This window comes from Kitasatospora sp. NPDC056783 (genome assembly GCF_042789895.1).
Lineage (GTDB): Bacteria > Actinomycetota > Actinomycetes > Streptomycetales > Streptomycetaceae > Kitasatospora.
The window spans coordinates 18,680-36,661 of sequence record NZ_JBHUAF010000033.1 but is presented as its reverse complement, the minus strand read 5'-3'; the positions used below and the strand labels follow the sequence as shown (position 1 = coordinate 36,661).

15 protein-coding genes and 1 tRNA gene are annotated in these 17,982 nt (G+C 74.4%); 7 read left to right on the top strand and 9 right to left on the bottom strand.

What is annotated here, in order from left to right:
- Positions 1-76 precede the first annotated feature (76 nt).
- On the bottom strand, positions 77-529 hold the full coding sequence (locus tag ACFRMQ_RS08120) for a GatB/YqeY domain-containing protein (RefSeq protein WP_380728175.1): 453 nt from the start codon (positions 527-529) through the stop codon (positions 77-79).
- Between the two features lie 710 nt (positions 530-1,239).
- On the opposite strand from ACFRMQ_RS08120, the gene ACFRMQ_RS08115 reads away from it, so the two are divergent.
- The 4 genes from ACFRMQ_RS08115 to ACFRMQ_RS08100 all read left to right on the top strand — a co-directional run bounded on the left by ACFRMQ_RS08115 (position 1,240) and on the right by ACFRMQ_RS08100 (position 4,456).
- Entirely contained in the window at positions 1,240-2,556 is a 1,317-nt protein-coding gene (locus ACFRMQ_RS08115; RefSeq protein WP_380728173.1) for a helix-turn-helix domain-containing protein, read from the top strand.
- Between the two features lie 80 nt (positions 2,557-2,636).
- Positions 2,637-3,338 (top strand): CGNR zinc finger domain-containing protein, encoded by a 702-nt coding sequence (locus ACFRMQ_RS08110; RefSeq protein WP_380728171.1) that lies wholly within the window; start codon positions 2,637-2,639, stop codon positions 3,336-3,338.
- Complete coding sequence (locus ACFRMQ_RS08105) at positions 3,338-4,282, top strand: metallophosphoesterase (RefSeq protein WP_380728169.1); 945 nt, start codon at positions 3,338-3,340, stop codon at positions 4,280-4,282. The genes ACFRMQ_RS08110 and ACFRMQ_RS08105 overlap by 1 nt, the downstream gene beginning before the upstream one ends.
- Positions 4,283-4,382: 100 nt before the next feature.
- A tRNA-Pro gene (locus ACFRMQ_RS08100) sits at positions 4,383-4,456 on the top strand.
- A 241-nt stretch (positions 4,457-4,697) separates the two neighbouring features.
- Here ACFRMQ_RS08100 and ACFRMQ_RS08095 read toward each other — a convergent pair.
- Positions 4,698-7,433 carry an AAA family ATPase gene (locus tag ACFRMQ_RS08095; RefSeq protein WP_380728167.1) on the bottom strand — a complete coding sequence of 912 codons (2,736 nt, stop codon included), beginning with the start codon at positions 7,431-7,433 and terminating at the stop codon, positions 4,698-4,700.
- A gap of 203 nt (positions 7,434-7,636) precedes the next feature.
- Here ACFRMQ_RS08095 and ACFRMQ_RS08090 point away from each other — a divergent pair, with 203 nt between their 5' ends.
- From ACFRMQ_RS08090 to ACFRMQ_RS08080, 3 genes are all read left to right on the top strand, one after another.
- Positions 7,637-8,020 carry a nuclear transport factor 2 family protein gene (locus tag ACFRMQ_RS08090; RefSeq protein WP_380728165.1) on the top strand — a complete coding sequence of 128 codons (384 nt, stop codon included), beginning with the start codon at positions 7,637-7,639 and terminating at the stop codon, positions 8,018-8,020.
- 253 nt (positions 8,021-8,273) lie between these two features.
- Positions 8,274-10,142 carry a S9 family peptidase gene (locus ACFRMQ_RS08085; protein ID WP_380728163.1) on the top strand — a complete coding sequence of 623 codons (1,869 nt, stop codon included), beginning with the start codon at positions 8,274-8,276 and terminating at the stop codon, positions 10,140-10,142.
- Positions 10,139-10,825, top strand: coding sequence for a hypothetical protein (locus ACFRMQ_RS08080; protein WP_380728161.1), 687 nt, complete (start codon positions 10,139-10,141; stop codon positions 10,823-10,825). The genes ACFRMQ_RS08085 and ACFRMQ_RS08080 overlap by 4 nt, the downstream gene beginning before the upstream one ends.
- 21 nt (positions 10,826-10,846) lie before the next feature.
- On the opposite strand, the gene ACFRMQ_RS08075 is transcribed toward ACFRMQ_RS08080, so the two are convergent.
- From ACFRMQ_RS08075 to recR, 7 genes are all read right to left on the bottom strand, one after another.
- Positions 10,847-11,632 (bottom strand): SURF1 family protein, encoded by a 786-nt coding sequence (locus tag ACFRMQ_RS08075; RefSeq protein WP_380728159.1) that lies wholly within the window; start codon positions 11,630-11,632, stop codon positions 10,847-10,849.
- Positions 11,633-11,795: 163 nt separating this feature from the next.
- Positions 11,796-13,025 carry a hypothetical protein gene (locus tag ACFRMQ_RS08070; protein ID WP_380728157.1) on the bottom strand — a complete coding sequence of 410 codons (1,230 nt, stop codon included), beginning with the start codon at positions 13,023-13,025 and terminating at the stop codon, positions 11,796-11,798.
- On the bottom strand, positions 13,018-13,563 hold the full coding sequence (locus tag ACFRMQ_RS08065; RefSeq protein ID WP_380702510.1) for a SigE family RNA polymerase sigma factor: 546 nt from the start codon (positions 13,561-13,563) through the stop codon (positions 13,018-13,020). The genes ACFRMQ_RS08070 and ACFRMQ_RS08065 overlap by 8 nt, the downstream gene beginning before the upstream one ends.
- A gap of 256 nt (positions 13,564-13,819) precedes the next feature.
- Positions 13,820-14,875: an aspartate-semialdehyde dehydrogenase gene (locus ACFRMQ_RS08060; RefSeq protein WP_380728155.1), complete on the bottom strand. Its 1,056-nt coding sequence runs from the start codon at positions 14,873-14,875 to the stop codon at positions 13,820-13,822.
- A 60-nt stretch (positions 14,876-14,935) separates the two neighbouring features.
- Entirely contained in the window at positions 14,936-16,216 is a 1,281-nt protein-coding gene (locus ACFRMQ_RS08055; RefSeq protein ID WP_380728153.1) for an aspartate kinase, read from the bottom strand.
- A gap of 368 nt (positions 16,217-16,584) precedes the next feature.
- Entirely contained in the window at positions 16,585-17,298 is a 714-nt protein-coding gene (locus ACFRMQ_RS08050; protein WP_380728151.1) for a DUF5063 domain-containing protein, read from the bottom strand.
- Positions 17,291-17,890 (bottom strand): recombination mediator RecR, encoded by a 600-nt coding sequence (gene recR / locus ACFRMQ_RS08045; protein ID WP_380728149.1) that lies wholly within the window; start codon positions 17,888-17,890, stop codon positions 17,291-17,293. The genes ACFRMQ_RS08050 and recR overlap by 8 nt, the downstream gene beginning before the upstream one ends.
- Positions 17,891-17,982 lie beyond the last annotated feature (92 nt).

The following is a 17,982-nucleotide window of genomic DNA, read 5'->3' as shown; positions in this document are numbered from 1 at the left end:
GGGCGCCCCTTCGGCGTGCGGCCGGGGCGGACCGGGCCTGGGCGCGTCAGGCGCGCGCGGGCCGGTCCGACGCCGGTCAGGCCAGGGCGGCCTTCACGGCGGCGGCGACCCGGCCGCCCTCGGCCAGGCCGTCGACCTTGGGCTTCACCAGCTTCATGACGGCGCCCATGCCCTGGGGGCCGCTCGCGCCGCTCTCGGCCACCGCGGCCGCCACGATCGCGGTCAACTCCTCGTCCGAGAGCTGCTTGGGCAGGTAGGTCGCCAGCAGCTCGCCCTCGGCCCGCTCCCGGGCCGCCTGGTCCGTACGGCCGGCGGTGTCGAAAGCCTCGGCCGCCTCCCGGCGCTTCTTCGCCTCGCGACCGATCACCTTCAGCACGTCGGCGTCGGACAGCTCGCGCTTCTGCTTGCCCGCCACCTCCTCGCTGGTGACGGCGGCCAGGGTGAGCCGGATGGTGGACGAGCGCAGCTCGTCCCGGTCCCTGATGGCAGCCGTGAGGTCCTCGTGCAGCTGCTCCTTGAGCGTTGTCATTTCCTCTTCTTATCCTTCGGCCGTAGGTGGGCTCAACCAGGTTTCCGGCGGGCATCCAGCGGGTTTCCGCAGCTGAACGAGTATGCCTCGACGATCCCGGCCCAGCCCTGCCGGGCGGCGCGTCGGGTGACGGCGGCCCGGATCGGGAGCGGGCGGCGGTCCGGCCCGTGAACAGTCGATGCTCCGGAACGGGAACGGGAACGGACCGGGAACGGGCCGCGAACGGGGCGGCAAACGGGCCGGCAACGGGGCCGCAACGGGGCGGCGGAATTCGGCCAGGGTGGCCGACCAGGCCCGCACAATACCGGCCGAAACGCCGGAAACCGCCGGACCGGACGCGAACTCGCCGACACCCGAAGGGAAATCCACACATTGCGTCCACTCAGCGGAAACAATTCCCGTAGTACACTCGTTCGCGCGCCGCCCGGGGCAGTCCGATGATGCCTCGAACCGCCCCCGAAGACCGTCGCGAACAGTCGCGATAAACCGCCACATCACTCCTGATACTTTGTCTGGAAACCATGTATCCACAACCGCCGACCCGTGGCATCGGCGCGCCGCGCCCCCGGAACCCTGCGGTCCCGTGCCCGGCCGACGGTGATCGTCTTTCGGAGTGATCGGCGCAGCGATACGGTGCGTCGAATTCAGGTTTGTATTCTGCTCACACCGGCAGGAAGCACGGGGGAATGGACAGCAATCAACTTCGCTCGATGTTGGTGAACCAGCGGAGGATGGTCGGCTGGAGCCAGGAGCAATTAGCCGAACACTCCACCGTCAGCGTCCGGACCATTCGCAATCTGGAAACCGGCGCCATCAAGAATCCGCGGCGAAGTTCCGTGGAACTCCTGATGGGGGCCCTGTTCTCCGGGACAGCCCACGGGGACGGCCCCCCGTCGTCCCGCACCGTCCCCGCCGACGCCCTGGCCGGACTGCCGCCCGTCGGGCCCGAGCCCGGTCCGCCGGCCCGCGTCGCCGAGGTCCCGGACGACGCCCGGTGGCAGGGGCTGCGCCCCAAGACGGACACCACCGTCGGCCGCCGGGCCGACCTGCGGCACATCGTCACCGCCCTGCGACCGGGCCGGCCGCTGGTGCTCACCGGGCCGGCCGGGGTCGGCAAGACCCGGCTGGCGCTGGACGCGGCCGCCCACCTGCTGGACCGCTTCCGGGACGGCGTCGCGGTCCTGGAACTCGGCTCGGTCACCCCCGAGGCCGTCGACCCGGCGGCCGCGTCGGCCCAGACCCGGCAAGCGCTCGACACCCTGCTCCGGGGTCTCGACCGCGATGCCCGGACCGGGACCGAACCGCGCGTGCTGCTGGTCGTCGACAACGCCGAGCACGTCATCGACACGGTGGCCGGGCAGGTCAGGGCACTGCTGGAGCGGCACCCGGCGCTCCACATCCTGATCACCTCACTGCGGGCGCCCGCCGGCGTCCCGGCCGACCTGTGGGAGGTGTCGCCGCTGGCGGTCGACCGGCCGGAAGGCCCCTACGGCTGCCCGCCCGCCGCCGAACTGTTCTGCCGCCGGGTGCGCTCGGTCGTCCCGACCCTGGACCTCCGCGACCAGATGCCGCAAGTGGTCGAGCTCTGCCGGCGGCTGGGCGGCCTGGCGCTCGCGATCGAGAACGCCGCCGTCCGGATGCGTTCGGTGCCCCTGCACGTCCTGGTGGAGGAGTCCCGGGTGCTGCCGATCCTGGGCCAGGAGGAGGTGGGCGGGCTCTCCCACCACCGCTCGCTGCACCGCAGCCTCGCCTGGGCGTACGGGCTGCTCGACGAACGGCAGCGCCGGGCGCTCAGGCGGCTCTCCCGGCTCCCGGAGGAGTTCTCCATCGACGACGTCCGGCGGGAGCCGGTCGACGGGCTGATCGGCGAGGAGCGGGAGCCGGTCTACGGGCGGGAGCCGTCCCGCAACCTCGACCTGCTGGCCGAGCTCGTCGACCACTCCGTCGTCCAGGTGGAACGCGGCCACCGGTACGCGTACCGGGTGCCCCGGATGATGCGGGAGTACGTCAACGCCATTCCGGCCTGAAGGCCGCCGTCACCACCGCCGCAGTCGCCACCGCCGCCGTCACCGTAACCCCACAAGCCGGTTACACCTATCCTGGCGGCATGACCGACGGAGACGACGCGGCCGCCCGGAGCGCCGACCAGCCCGGGCTGCTCCTCACCACCCCCGCGGGCAGCCGCTTCCACTTCGACCCCGGCGCCCTCTGCCTCGAACTGCTCACCACCGGCGGCCCGGGCCCGTACGCCCGGTACGAGGTGCTGCACCGGCCCGCCGACCTCGCCGCCTGGCTCCCCGGCTCCCGGCTGGGGCTGCCCGCCGACGCCGCACGGATCTCCCCCGCCGAACTCACCGCCGTCCGCGCCCTGCGCGACGCGCTCTGGCGCCTCGCCGCCGCCCGCGCCCAGGGCCGGACGGGCGGCCCCGAGGACCACGCCGTCCTCAACCGGGCCGCCGAACACCCGCCACTGGTCCCCCGGATCGCCCCGGACGGCACCGCCGCCGCCCCGCTCCCCGCCGACGGCGCGCAACTGGCCTCCACGTTCGCCCGGGACGCCATCGCGCTGCTCACCGGCCCGCACGCGGACCGGGTCCGGGAGTGCGGCGCGGACAACTGCCAACTGATCTTCGTCGACACCTCGCGGCCCGGACGGCGGCGCTGGTGCTCGATGGAACGCTGCGGCAACCGCCACAAGGTCCGCGCACTGCGCGCCCGCCGCGAGTCCGAGGAGGTGCCCGGCTCCCCCTCCCCCGCCGCCCACTCCGGGCGTGCACAAGCTGATCGACCGTCTGAGAGCATGGCCTGATGCGACCGCTGTACTCCGTCCCCCTCGGCATCGCCGCCGCCGGAACCGCCTGTCTCGCCTACTCCGTCGGGTACGAGGTCCGGGCCTTCCGCCTCCGCCGGTTCGAGGTCCCCGTCCTTCCGCACGGTGCCCGGCCGATCCGGGTCCTCCAGGTGTCCGACATCCACATGGTGAACGGGCAGGGCAAGAAGCAGCGCTGGCTGAAGAGCCTCGCCGGCCTGCGCCCCGACCTGGTGGTCAACACCGGCGACAACCTCTCCGACCCGCTCGCCGTCCCGGCCACGCTCGACGCGCTCGGACCACTGATGGAGTTCCCCGGCGTCTACGTCTTCGGCTCCAACGACTACTACGGCCCGGCCCGCAAGAACCCCGCGCGCTACCTCAAGGCCATGCGCAGCGGCGTCCACGGCATGAACAACCCCGACGGCACCGCGCGCCGCGGCATCACCGGCGCCGTCCACAACCCGTGGGAGAAGCTCCGCGACGGCTTCGACGGGGCCGGCTGGCTGGACCTCACCAACGCCCGCGGCCGGCTCACCGTGAACGGGCTCGACCTGGAGTTCACCGGCCTCGACGACCCGCACATCCGCCGCGACCGCTACAGCGAGGTCGCCGGCGGCCCCTCCGCCGACGCCGACCTCTCCCTCGCCGTCGTCCACGCGCCCTACCTGCGCGTCCTCGACGCCTTCACCGCCGACCGCTACCCGCTGATCCTGGCCGGCCACACCCACGGCGGCCAGCTCTGCGTCCCCTTCTACGGCGCGCTGGTCACCAACTGCGACATCGACACCCGCCGGGTCAAGGGCCTCTCCACCCACACCGCCGGCGGCCACCGCTCCCACCTCCACGTCTCGGCCGGCTGCGGCACCAACCGCTACACCCCCGTCCGCTTCGCCTGCCCTCCCGAAGCCACCCTCCTCACCCTCACCCCGGCCCCCCGATGACCCCCGCCGGACGCCCGTCCGAAACCGGATTTCGTGTCTCGGCGAGCGTCCGGTAGAGTTCTACTCGTCGCGAAGGAGACGGAGCGACAAACCGCAAGACCGGGGTGTGGCGCAGCTTGGTAGCGCGCTTCGTTCGGGACGAAGAGGCCGTGGGTTCAAATCCCGCCACCCCGACCCAGTAACACCAGCTCAGAGCCGGTGTCCCGCAAGGGACACCGGCTCTGACTGTTTCTCCCGAAGACCTCGGGAGGATTTCCGGGGGAATTCCTCCCCGGAGTTCCCGAGGCCTGTCGGTGACCCGTCCTCAGTGGCGTGCCGATCACTTCCCGGGCCGCCCTCCTCGCCATCCGCCGCCGGCACGTTCCGCACGCCGCACCGGAGCCCCCCTGCCCTCGCCCCGGCTCGTACGCCGGGCTCAGAGGACGGTGGGGAGTTCGGTGCGGGAGGTGATGGCGAGCTTGGGGTAGGCCTTGTAGAGGTGGTGGGCGACGGTGCGGGGGCTGAGGAAGAGCTGGGCGGCGATGTCGCGGTTGGTGAGGCCCTGGGCGGCGAGGCGGGCGATCTGGAGTTCCTGAGGGGTGAGGGGGGACCGCAGGGTGCCGGTGGGGGTGCCGGGGGCGGGGGCCGGGGTGCCGGTGGCGGAGAGTTCGGTGCGGGCGCGGGCGGCCCAGGGGTGGACGGCGAGGCGGTCGAAGGTCTCCAGGGCGGCGCGCAGGTGGGGGCGGGCGTCGGTGCGGCGGCGGGCGCGGCGCAGCCATTCGCCGTAGAGGAGGGCGGTGCGGGCCCGTTCGAAGGGGCGGTGGGCCGCTTCGTGGCGGGTGAGGGCGGCCCGGTAGGCGGACTCGGCGAGTTCGTCGGGGCCGAGCAGGGCCTGGCAGCGCAGCCGGAGGGCCTCGGCCCAGGGGCGGTCGGTGGCGGCCGCCCAGCGGGCGAAGCGCTCGTACGGTTCGGCGGCGCGTTCGGGGGTGCCGACGCGGACGGCGGCCTCGACGAGGTCGGGGACGGCCCGGGTGGCGCTGACGTGGTGCCGGTGCGGGCCGGTGGTGAGGGTGTGCAGCCGGTCGGTGGCGTCGCCGGCGCGGCCCCGGCCGAGGTCGAACAGGCCGAGCGCCCACTGGGTCCAGGGCAGGCCGGCCGCGGGGGCCGCGGTCTGCGGGCCGGTGGCGGCGAGGGCGGCGGCGGCGAGTTCGGCGCACCGGTCGGCGCGGCCGTCGAGGGCGGCCAGGCAGGCGAGCAGCGCGGTGAGTTGGCTGACCCACTGGTGCTGGCCGGTGTCCCGGGCGAGGCCGAGGGCCTCGGTGGCGGTGAGTTCGGCGTCGCGGTGCCGGCCGTGGAAGAGTTCGGCCTCCGCCTGGAAGAACCGGAGGGTGGGCATCACGCCGACGGTGCCCTTGGCGCGGGCCTCGGCGACCAGTTCGGCGGCGAGTTCGGCGGTCTCCTCGTCGCGTCCGAGGACGAGCGTGGCACCGCACAGCTGGATCAGGTCGACCGGGCTCTCGGCGCCGGCCCGGCGGGCGGCCTCGGCCGCCTCGTGGACGGGCCGGAGCGGCGCGGCGGGCCGGCCGAGCGCGGGCAGGACGGCCGCGGGCAGGTGGCGGGCGAGCGGGGCGAGGGGATCGTCGTCGGCCAGGGGCAGGGCCGCCAGGCGGTCCAGGACGGCGGCCACCGGTTCCTCCCCGACGTACCAGGCGGCGTGGAAGGCCTGGAACAGCATCCGGGCGGCGTACCTCGGGTCGATGTCGGCGCCGGCGGCGTCGAGCAGCAGCCGGTGGGCGGTCGGGTACGCGCCGCGCCAGAAGTGCGCGGCGGCCCGGACCTGGTCGAGCAGGGCCTGCGCCAGGATGTCGCCGGTCCGGGCCGAGGCCTCCTCGGCGAGCGCCTCGGCCCGCTCCAACTCGCCTTCCTCGATGGCCGATTCGGCGGCGAGGACGAGCCGGCGGGTGGCACCGTCGCGGTCCGGGGTGAGCCGGGCGGCGCGCTCGTACGCGGCGGCTCCGCCACGGCCGCCGCGGCGTTCGGCGCGGACGGCGGCGCGTTCCAGCGCGTCGGCGAGGCCGGAGTCGGGGCCGGTGGCGGCCAGGGCGAGGTGCCAGGTGCGGCGGTCGCCGTCCGGCAGTGCCTCGGCGATGGCCCGGTGCACCGTCAGCTTCTGGTGGTGGGGCGCTCGTTGGAGGATCGCAGAGCGCAGCAGCGGGTGCCGGAAGGCGATCCGGCGATCGGGCGCGACCGCCACCAGGCCGGATTCCTCGGCGGGCGCGAGGTGTTCGGCGGCGACCCCGAGGGCGGCCGCGGCGGGCAGGATGACGTCGAGTGTCCCGCTCTCCTCGGCGGCGGCGACCAGGAGCAGCGTCTGGGTGGCCGCGGGCAGGCCGGTGACCTGGCCGTGGAAGGCGATCAGCAGCCGGCTGGTGAGCGGCAGCCCGCCGGCGGCGTTCGGCCGCGGCCCGGCGGCCACCGGGAGTTCGGTGAGCGCCAGCGGGTTGCCGGCCGCCTCCGCGAGCAACCGGTCGCGGACGGCGGCGGGCAGGTCCGGGCCGACCCGCCGGGCCAGCAGCCGGGTGGCGTCGGCCTCGCCCAGGCCGGTCACCTCCCGTTCGGGCAGTCCGAACCGGCGCTCGGCCGAGCCGCCCGCGCCGCCTTCGGTACGGGCGGCGAGCAGCAGGGCCACCCCCTCGGCCTGGAACCGCCGGGCGGCCAGCAGCAGGGCGTCCAGCGAGGCCCGGTCCAGCCAGTGCACGTCGTCCAGAACGCACAACAACGGCTGATCGGCGGCGAGTTCGGAGAGCAGTCCGAGCGTGGCGAGCCCGACCAGCAGCCGGTCGGCGGGCCGCTCGGGGAAGTCGCCGTCCTCCGCCAGCCCGAACGCCGCCTCCAGCGCCCGCCGTTGCGGCCCGGGCAGGGCGTCCAGCCGGTCCAGGCCGGGCGCGAGCAGCAGGCTCAGCCCCGCGTACGGCAGTTCCGCCTCGTACTCGACGCCGGCCGCCCGGATCACCCGGAACGCCCCACCCGCCCGGACGACGGCATCGTCCAGCAGCGCGCTCTTGCCGATGCCGGCCTCGCCCCGGAGCAGCAGCGCCCCGCTGCGGCCGGCCCGCGCTCCGTCCAACAGCCCGTCCACAGCGGCCTGTTCGTCTTCCCTCCCGTACAGCATGCCCCGACCCTACCGATCCGCCCCGCGCTCCGGACGGAGGCCGCGGCGCCGAGCCTCGACTCTCCCCCGCCGAGCCTCGACGCTCCCCGGTACGGGGGTACGTACCCCCGTACCGATACGTGACGGATTCGCCGCCGACCGCCCGTCCCTACCGTGGTGAGCACCGGGAACGGCCCGGACAACCACCCAGCGGAACACCGGAGATGACGATGACCGAGATCACCACCGCCGCCCTCCAGCAGCTCGCGGAGCGCTACCTCGCGGTGTGGAACGAGACCGACCCGGAGGCCCGCCGCAAGCTGATCGACGAGGCGTGGGCCGAGGACGGCCGCTACACCGACCCGCTGGCCGCCGTGGCCGGCCGGGACGCGATCGACGCGCTGATCGGCGCCGCCCAGGCCCAGTTCCCGGGGCTGGAGTTCACCCTCGGCCCGGTGGACGCCCACCACGACATCGCCCGCTTCACCTGGAACCTCGGCCCGGCCGGGGCGGAGCCGGTGGTGATCGGCTTCGACGTGCTGACGGCCACCCCGGACGGCCGGATCGGCGCGGTGCACGGCTTCCTCGACCGCGTGCCGGGCGTCTGAGGGGCGCGGACCGCGAACCGTGTGCCGGGCGCCTGAGGAGCGCGGCGCCGGGTGTCCGGGGACCGGGAGCCGGGCGTCCGGGGGCGGGGACCAGGATGTCCGGGGACCGGGAGCCGGGTGTCCGGGGACCGGAGCCCAGGCACCCGGCCGGGCGTTCGTGGACGCCCCGGACCCCGCCCCCGGCACCCCGTCGGGCGAGCCGAGCCCCACCCGCCCGTTCCCTTCCCTCCCCCCGATCGGGTTGGATGGTCGGATGAGTGAGGAGAAGAGCGCCGTACCGGCGTGGGAGCAGCGGTTCCGGGCAGCACGCGTTTCCCTGCCCGACTGGGCCGAGGACGCCCCCGACCGGGCGCTGTACGTGTCCAACGCGACCGGCACCTACGAGGTCTACGCCTGGGACCGCGCCACCGGCGTCCACCGCCAGGTCACCGACCGCCCGAACGGCACCACCGACGCCGAGCTGTCCCCCGACGGCGACTGGGTCTGGTGGTTCGACGACCACGACGGCGACGAGTTCGGCGTCTGGCGCCGCCAGCCGTTCGCCGGCGGCCCGGACGAGGAGGCCGTGCCCGGCCTCGCCCCCTCCTACTCGGCCGGCCTGGCCCTCGGCCGCGACGGCACCGTGGTCGTCGGCCGCTCCACCGACGAGGACGGCACCACCCTGCACCTGCGCCGCCCCGGCGGCGCAGAGCCGATCGAGATCTACCGGCACGAGGAGTACGGCGGCGTCGGCGACCTCAGCCACGACGGCACGCTGCTCGCCATCGACCACACCGAGCACGGCGACGCGATGCACTCCGCGATCCGGGTCGTCCGCCTCACCGGGACCGACGGCGTCGAGACCGTCGCCGAGCTGGACGAGGTGACCGGCCGCGACGAGCCGCGCGGCCTCGCCTGCATGGGTTTCGCCCCGGTCGAGGGCGACACCCGCCTGCTGGTCGCCCACCAGCGCACCGGCCGCTGGGAGCCGATGATCTGGGACGTCGCCACCGGAGTCGAGACCGCCCTCCCGCTGCGCGACGAGCAGGGCCGCGAGCTGCCCGGCGACGTCTCCGCCCAGTGGCGCCCGGGCGCCGGGGACCTGCTGGTGGAGCACGAGTACGAGGCGCGCAGCGAGCTGTTCTCGTACACGCTCGCCGACGGCCGGCTGACCAGGCTGGACACCCCGCGCGGCACCGTCGGCGACGCCACCTCCCGTCCGGACGGCACCGTCGAGTACCTGTGGTCCTCGGCCGCCGAGCCCTCCGCCGTCCGCTCCACCGCCGGGACGGTGGTGCTGCGGGCGCCCGGCCCGGTGCCGCCCCGTTCGGTGCCGGTCGAGGACGTCTGGGTGGACGGCCCCGGCGGCCGGGTGCACGCGCTGGTGCAGCGCCCGACGACGCCCGCCCCGGGCCCGTACCCGACGGTGTTCGAGATCCACGGCGGACCGACCTACCACGACAGCGACGCCTTCGCCGCCGGGCCGGCCGCCTGGCTGGACCACGGCTTCGCGGTGGTCCGGGTCAACTACCGCGGCTCGACCGGCTACGGCCAGGCCTGGACGGACGCGCTGCACGAGCGGGTCGGCCTGATCGAGCTGGAGGACATCGCGGCGGTCCGCGAGTGGGCGGTCACCAGCGGCCTCGCCGACCCGGCGCGGCTGGTGCTCACCGGCGGCAGCTGGGGCGGCTACCTGACGCTGCTCGGCATCGGCGTCCAGCCCGGGAGCTGGGCCCTCGGCGTCGCCGTCGTCCCGGTCGCGGACTACCACACCGCCTACGCCGACGAGATGGAGGCGCTCAAGTCGCTGGACCGCACGCTGTTCGGCGGCACCCCGGAGGAGGTCCCGGAGCGCTTCACCGCCTCCTCGCCGCTGACCTACGTCGAGCAGGTCCGGGTGCCGGTGTACATCAGCGCCGGCGTCAACGACCCCCGCTGCCCGATCCGGCAGATCGAGAACTACGTCGGGCGGCTGGAGGAGCTCGGCAAGCCCCACGAGGTGTACCGGTACGACGCCGGGCACGGCTCGCTGGTGGTGGAGGAGCGGATCAAGCAGCTCCGGCTGGAGATCGACTTCGTCCGACGGCACCTGCCCGCGGCGTCGGCGGAGGCCGGCGCGAGCGGTGCCGGGGGCGCCGAGTGAGACGTCTGCTGACGCTCGCGGGGGTGGCGGTGGCCGGGGCCCTGGTGCTCACCGGCTGCTCGGGATCGCAGCAGAACGAAGCGGCCTGCCCGCCCCCGGCGGGCCCGCCGGCGCCGAACCCCTCGGCCGCGGTGCCCACCGGCTCCGCGGTTCCGGCCGTACCCGCCGCTTCCGCCACGCCCACGGCTCCCGCCGCCGGTGCCACCCCGCCCGTCGCCCAGCCCGACGCCCCGCCCGTCGCCCCGCTCGCCACCGCGACCAAGGCGAGCGCGGTGGGCACCGGTACGACCGTCCGACTCGCGGTGTACGAGCCGACCGGCCCGGACGGCACCGTGGTCAGCGCTGCGGTCAGCGCCGCGGACGGCACCCCGGACGGGGCCTCGGACGGGGCCGTGGAGCTCGCCAAGGGCTCGAAGGGCTCCAGCGGTTCCTCGGGTTCGAAGGGTTCCAAGGGCTCCAAAACCGGTCGCAGCGTGCACCACCACATCGACCACTACGACTCCGACGGCACCTCCGGCTCCGGTGGCAACGGCAAGGGCCACTGCCACAGCGACCCGACGCCGCCGCCCACCGGCTCGGCCTCCCCGACCCAGCCACCGTTCCCGGCACCGACGCCGACGCCGACCCTGCCGCCGGCCAAGCCCACTCCGGCACCCGCCCTGCCGACCCCGCCGAAGCGCTGAGGAAGGCCGGGAAGCCGTCGGTCAGTCCAGGACCGGGTCCAGCCCGAGGGCCCGGTCCTGCTCCGCCTCCGCCTCGCGGCGTACCAGGCGGAACCACATGAAGACCACGAAGCCGCCGAAGACGAACCACTCCAGGGTGTAGCCCAGGTTCTGGAACGCCCGCAGGGTGAGCCCGTCCCCGCCCTGCGGCTGCACGGTCGGTACGGGGGTCAGCCCGGCGGGCGCCTCGTCGGTGGCCACCCAGCCGTCGTACCAGCCGTCGTACTCCAGCACGTTCAGCAGCGACGCCCGGTTGATCATGCCCAGCTGCCCGGCGGGCAGGCCGCCCGCGACCGCGCCGTTGCTGCCCGCGCCCTCGTTGGCCTGGAGGCGCCCGGTCACCGTCACCTGCCCGCCCGGCGGGGCCCCGACGGAGCCCGCGCCCGGCCCTCCGGGCGCCCAGCCGCGCACCACGGCGACGGCGTGCCCGTCGGCGGTGCGCAGCGGGGTGAGCACGTAGTAGCCCTGCCTGCCGTCCAGCACGCGGTTGGGGACGAGCAGCTGGTGCTCGGTGTCGTAGCTGCCGGTCACCGCCACGGTCTTGCCGACGGTCTCCGTGTTGACCTGCGGGGTCGCCTGATTGAGCAGGGCGTCGATCGGCCGGGCGTCACCCGCGTCGGTGACGGACTGCTTGGTCTCCTGGTGCGTGGACACCCGGTCCTCGAACCGGCCGAGCTGCCAGGAGCCCAGCCACAGGCACACCGCCACGGCCGCCACGGCCAGGGCGGTGCCGCCGAGCCAGCGGGGAGTCAGGAGGAACCGGTACACACCCCCACGGTAACCACTCCTCACACCCGTCCGGCCCCCGGGCCCCGGGCCGCGACCTCGGGGACGGTCGACCCGGGGCGGTCACCCCGGGGTCACCGTCCCAGGTCATCGCCCCGAGGTCATCGCCCCGAGGTCATCACCCCGGGTCGTCACCCCGAGACGGTCACCCCGCTGTCGGCGAGCCCGACGGCTGCGGCGCCGGCCCGTCCAGGCCCTGGACGCCGCCGCGGTAGACGGTGCCGCTGCACGGCACCGGCACCGTCGCCGTGGCGACCGCCGGGCTGCCCGGGGCGGGGGTGTGGGCGAGGGTGGCGGCCGGCGGCACGGTGGGCTGGTTGCCGCTCGGGGAGGCGGTCGGGCTGGGGTCCGTGCTGGGGCCCGCCGACGGGGACGAGGAGGCCTGCGGGTTGGAGCTGGGCCCGCCGCTGGCGCCGGAGTCCGGGGCGCCGGACTCGGTGGTGGGCACGTCCGAGCGCAGGCGCGCCCGGTTGACGCCGTTGGACGGGCTGGTCACGGTGCCGGAGCCGGTGCAGGCCTGGTCGGGGACCCAGGCGAACGGCACCCGGTACCCGGCCCGCGGCGCGAGCACCGGCGGCTCCGCGTCCATCGCGGGCAGTCCGACGGCCGGGTCGCCCGGGACGTGGTCGGCGGTGCGGACCCGGCCGCGGTCACCGCCGCTGACGGCGGTGACCTCCACCGAGCCGGGACCGCCGAGCCGGCAGCTGCGTCCGGAGACGTTGTAGACCGTGAACGAGCCGTAGATCCGCCCGGCGCCGTCGGCCGCGCCGACCTGCGCGGCGCCCTCCCCGAGGTCCGTCCGGCCGCACAGCGGGACGATGCCGCCGGCGCTGGAACTCCCGGTGGGCGCGACGCCGCCGTCGGTGCGCGTCGCCGAACCGCCGGGGACGTGCGAGGCGGAGGCGGTACCCGGCGGTGTGGCCCCGCCGCTGCCGCTCGGACCGGTGTGCGAGGCCGTACCGGCGCCGTCGGTGCCGGCGGAGCCGGTGGGCGAGGAGGCGGCCGGGCTCTTGGCGTCGGCCGAGCCGGGGCCGCCGGAGAGCCCGAGGTGCTCCCCCTCGCGCAGGACGGGCAGGCCGATCGCGACGACGAAGGCGAGTGCGGCCGCGCCGGTCCAGGCGCCCCGCCGCACGGCCCGCCGGCGGGGCACCGCCCGCCGGATCCGCGGCAGTCCGCCCACCGAGGGCTGGATCCCGGAGACGGCGCCGTGCATCAGCTCCCGCAGCGCCCGTTCCTCGGCGGACAGCGCCACGAGGTCCGACGGGTCCGGGCTCTCCGGAATCCCCGAGGGCTCCGGTGCCCGGCCGCCGGCGGTGCCCGCCCCGTCCGCCGGCCCGTCCGCCGGCCCCCGCCGACCGCCGTCAGCCTCAGCCATGTCCGGCCTCCATCTGGATGCGGAGGGCGGCGAGTCCGCGCGATCCGTAGGCCTTCACCGAGCCGAGCGAGATGCCCAGGGTTTCGGCGACCTGCGCCTCCGTCATGTCCACGAAGTAACGCAGCACCAGAACCTCCCGCTGACGGCGTTGCAGACCACGAAGAGCGGCCTTCAACTGGTCGCGCTCCAAGGCATCGTAGGCACCTTCTTCTGCACTGGCCATGTCAGGCATGGGCTTCGGCAGCAGTCGCAGTCCGAGGATGCGGCGGCGCAGCGTGGAGCGGGACAGGTTGACGACCGTCTGCCGCAGGTACGCCAGGGTCTTCTCGGGCTCGCGCACCCGGCGCCGGGCCGCGTGCACCCGGATGAACGCCTCCTGGACGACGTCCTCGCAGGTGGAGAGGTCGTCCAGGAGCAGCGCGGCAAGCCGCAGCAGCGAGCGGTAGTGCGCCTGGTAGGTCTCGGTGAGCAGGTCCTCGCTGGTACCCGCGTCGGTACCGGCGCCGGAGTCCGCCGCACCGGGTGCGGCCGCCGTCATCAGGTCTTCTTCCGGCCTACTCACGGGCCACGGGGCGCGCGACGGGAAGGCCATCGCGGCTCTCGCCGGGATGCCCGTCATTGCCCCCACCATCACGTTCGCCACGCACGTTGGACACTCGATCCCCTGTCATGGTTGCCCGGCCCGGGGCCCATTCTTCCGCATCGGTGGAAGAGGCCTCCAGGGGATTGCCCCGGGATTCCGGACAGATTGTGTCGAGGAGCGAACACAGGTATGGACACGGGGTCGCCCCCGGCTACTCCCCCGTCAGCTCCCCGGCCACCAGCTCCGCGAGCTGCACCAGATTGAGCGCCGCCCCCTTGCGCAGGTTGTCCCCGCACAGGAAGAGGTCCAGCGCCTCCGGCTCGTCCAGCGCCCGCCGGACCCGTCCGACCCAGACCGGGTCCGTCCCGACCACGTCGTTCGGCGTCGGGAACTCGCCCGCCGACGGGTCGTCGTAGAGGACCACGCCGGGCGCGTCCCGCAGGATCTCCTGGGCGTGCTCCCGGGTGACCTCGCGCTCGAACCGCGCGTGCACGGCCAGCGCGTGGGTGCGGACGACCGGGATGTGGACGCAGGTCGCCGAGACCTTCAGCGCGGGCAGGCCGAGGACCTTGCGGGACTCGTCGCGGATGCCCATCTCCTCGGCGGACCAGCCGCCCTCGCGCAGCCCGCCGGTCCAGGGCACCGCGTTGAGCGCGAGCGGGGCGGCGAACGGCCCCTGATCGGCGATCAGCGCGCGCAGGTCTCCGGTCTGCCGGCCGACCGGGGCACCCGCCACCAGTCCGGTCTGCGCGCGCAGCGCCGCCTCGCCGGCCCGGCCCTCGCCGCCGGCGGCCTGGTAGGAGGCGACCACGAGCTGGGCCAGCCCGTACTCGGCGTGCAGCGCGCCGACCGCCGCGACCATCGCGAGGGTGGTGCCGGCCGGGCCGGCGACGATGCCGCGCGGGCGGATCCGCAGCGCGGCCGCGTTGACCTCCGGGACGACCAGCGGCACGTCGTCGGCGGTGCGGAAGGCGGCCGAGCCGTCGATCACCACGACGCCCTTGGCCACCGCGATCGGCGCCCACTGGGCGGAGACCCGGGCGGGGACGGCGAACACCGCGACGTCGATCCCCGCGAAGGCCTCCTCGGACAGCGGGACGACGTCGACCGCCTCCCCGCGCACCACCGCGCTACGGCCGGCCGGGCGGGGGGAGGCGACGAGCCGGATCTCGCCCCAGACGTCCTGGCGGAGGGAGAGCAGCCCGAGCAGCACCTCGCCGACCGCGCCGGTGGCGCCGACGACGGCGAGGTTCGGACGCCGGGTCATCGCCCGGCGTCCCGGCCCGGTGCCCGGGTCATCGCCCGGAGCCCCCGTTCCGCCCCCGGGTCATCGCCCGGTGCCGCCGTAGACGACGGCCTCGTCGCTCTCGCTGTCCAGGCCGAAGGCGCTGTGCACGGCGCGGACCGCCTCCGGCACGTCGTCGGCGCGGGTGACCACCGAGATGCGGATCTCCGAGGTGGAGATCAGCTCGATGTTGACGCCCGCGGCGGACAGCGCCTCGAAGAAGGTCGCCGTGACGCCCGGGTTGGAGCGCATGCCGGCGCCGACCAGCGAGATCTTGCCGATCGCGTCGTCGTAGCGCAGCGACTCGTAGCCGATGCCCTCCTTGACCCGGCCGAGCGCGTCGATGGCCTTCTGGCCCTCGGTCTTCGGCAGGGTGAAGGAGATGTCGGTCAGGCCGGTCGACGCGGCGGAGACGTTCTGCACCACCATGTCGATGTTGACCTCGGCGTCGGCGATGGCACGGAAGATGCGCGCCGCCTCGCCCGGCTTGTCGGGCACGCCGACGACCGTGACCTTGGCCTCGGAGGTGTCGTGGGCGACTCCGGAGATGATGGCCTGCTCCATCTCGCCCCCTTCGGGCTTGTTCGGGTTGTCGTTGCTGACGATCGTCCCGGGAAGACCCGAGAAGGACGAGCGTACGTGAATCGGGATGTTGTAGCGCCGGGCGTACTCCACACAGCGGTCGAGCAGCACCTTGGAGCCGGACGAGGCCAGCTCCAGCATGTCCTCGTAGGCGATCCAGTCGATCTTGCGCGCCTTCTTCACCACGCGCGGGTCGGCGGTGAACACGCCGTCCACGTCGGTGTAGATCTCGCAGACCTCGGCGTCGAGGGCGGCGGCGAGCGCGACGGCGGTGGTGTCCGAGCCGCCCCGGCCCAGCGTGGTGATGTCCTTGCTGGTCTGGGAGACGCCCTGGAAGCCGGCCACGATCGCGATGTTGCCCTGGTCCAGGGCGGTGCGGATGCGACCGGGCGTCACGTCGATGATGCGCGCCTTGTTGTGCACGGAGTCGGTGATGACCCCGGCCTGGCTGCCCGTGAAGGACTGCGCCTCGTGCCCCAGGGATTTGATCGCCATGGCCAGCAGAGCCATGGAGATGCGCTCTCCAGCGGTCAGCAGCATGTCGAACTCACGGCCGGCAGGCAGCGGTGACACCTGCTCCGCGAGTTCGATGAGCTCGTCCGTCGTGTCGCCCATCGCGGACACCACGACGACGACCTCATGGCCGGCCTTCTTGGCGTCAACGATTCGGCGGGCCACGCGCTTGATGCCTTCGGCATCCGCAACGGATGAGCCGCCGTACTTCTGCACGACAAGGCCCACGTGCGCTCCTCGACTCGAAGTCTTTTCCGGGGGCCGAGGCCCCCGTACCCCCCGGGGGAGAGGGGGGTGCGGTCGTCGTCAGTCTACCGAGCAGGGGTGCTCTGACCGGCGCTTTCCATATGGTGAGACGGTAGTTTCAGCACGTGGGCGGCGGTGCGGGCGCCTCCACCGGCAGGTCTGCGGGCGATTCGGCACGGCTCCGGAGAATCGGCGGATCACGGGGCGGTGATCCGGCCGGATTTCTTTTCCGGCCGACCCGCTGAGGCATTCGTCACAATGCGCGGGCGCATTCGCGGAATGCCGGCCGCCGTTCGGCCAGTGCCGCCCGGCGCCGCCGCTCGTCGCTGCTCGTCGCCGCTGATCGCGCCCTACCGACCGAGGCCGAGTTCGGCCGCCATCAGGTCGCCCGCCTGCTGCTCCAGCTGCTCGTCGGTGAGCCCGTCGTCGTCGGTGTCCGCGCCGTCCGGCACCGCGCCGATCGGACTGTCCAGCCGGACGTGGGCGATCAGCGACTGCAGCGCCCGCAGCACCGCCGTGCAGGTCGTGCCCCAGTTGGAGAGGTACGAGAACTGCCACCACCACAGCGCCTCGCTGACCCGGCCCTCGCGGTAGTGGGTCAGGCCGTGCTGGAGCTCGCTGACCACTCCGGCCAGGTCGTCCGAGATCCGGAAGGCGTTGGGCTTCTCCGGCGGACCGTACGGGTCGAAGACCTCGTGGTAGACGTCGATCGGCGCGAGCAGCTCGGCGAGGCGCTCGCGCAGTTGCTCGCCGTCCGGCTCCGGGCCCGCGTCGGGCTCGAAGCGGTCCTCCGGGACGACGTCCTCGATCGCGCCCAGCCGACCACCGGCCAGCAGCAGCTGCGAGACCTCCAGGAGCAGCAGCGAGACCGCGCTGCCCGGCTCGTCCCCCTTGGCGACCTCGGTGACGGCGAGCACGAAGCTCTCCACCGAGTCGGCGATCTGCACGGCGAAGTCGTCCGGCTCCGAACCGTGGCCGTGGGTGTGCGGGGCGTGGGCCCCCTGTTCCCCGTGGGACTGCTGGTGGGGGGTGTGGGGCTGCTGGTTGATCGTCCGGTCAGACATCGAGCAGTCGTCTCCCTTCGAAGGCGCGGCCGAGGGTGACTTCGTCCGCGTACTCCAGATCCCCGCCGACGGGCAGGCCGCTCGCCAGACGGGTCACCTTCAGGCCCATCGGCTTGCAGAGCCGGGCCAGGTAGGTGGCGGTCGCCTCCCCCTCCAGGTTGGGGTCGGTGGCCAGGATCAGCTCGGTGACCGTGCCGTCCGCGAGGCGCGACAGCAGCTCGCGGATGCGCAGGTCGTCCGGGCCGACGCCCTCGATGGGGCTGATCGCGCCGCCCAGCACGTGGTAGCGGCCGCGGAACTCACGGGTGCGCTCGATGGCGACGACGTCCTTGGACTCCTCGACCACGCAGATGACGGCGAGGTCGCGGCGCGGGTCCAGGCAGACCCGGCACTGCTCGGCCTCGGCGACGTTGCCGCAGACCACGCAGAAGCGGACCTTGTCCTTGACCTCCAGCAGCGCGTGGGCCAGCCGGCGCACGTCGGTCGGGTCGGCCTGCAGCACGTGGAAGGCGATCCGCTGCGCGCTCTTGGGCCCGACGCCGGGCAGCCTGCCCAGTTCGTCGATCAGGTCCTGAACCACGCCCTCGTACAACGTCGCGCCTTCCCTCGGGTGGCCGGTGGTGCTCCGGTGCCATCATCCAACGAATCGGGCGTCGGACACAGCGCCCGACGCCCGACTCCCAC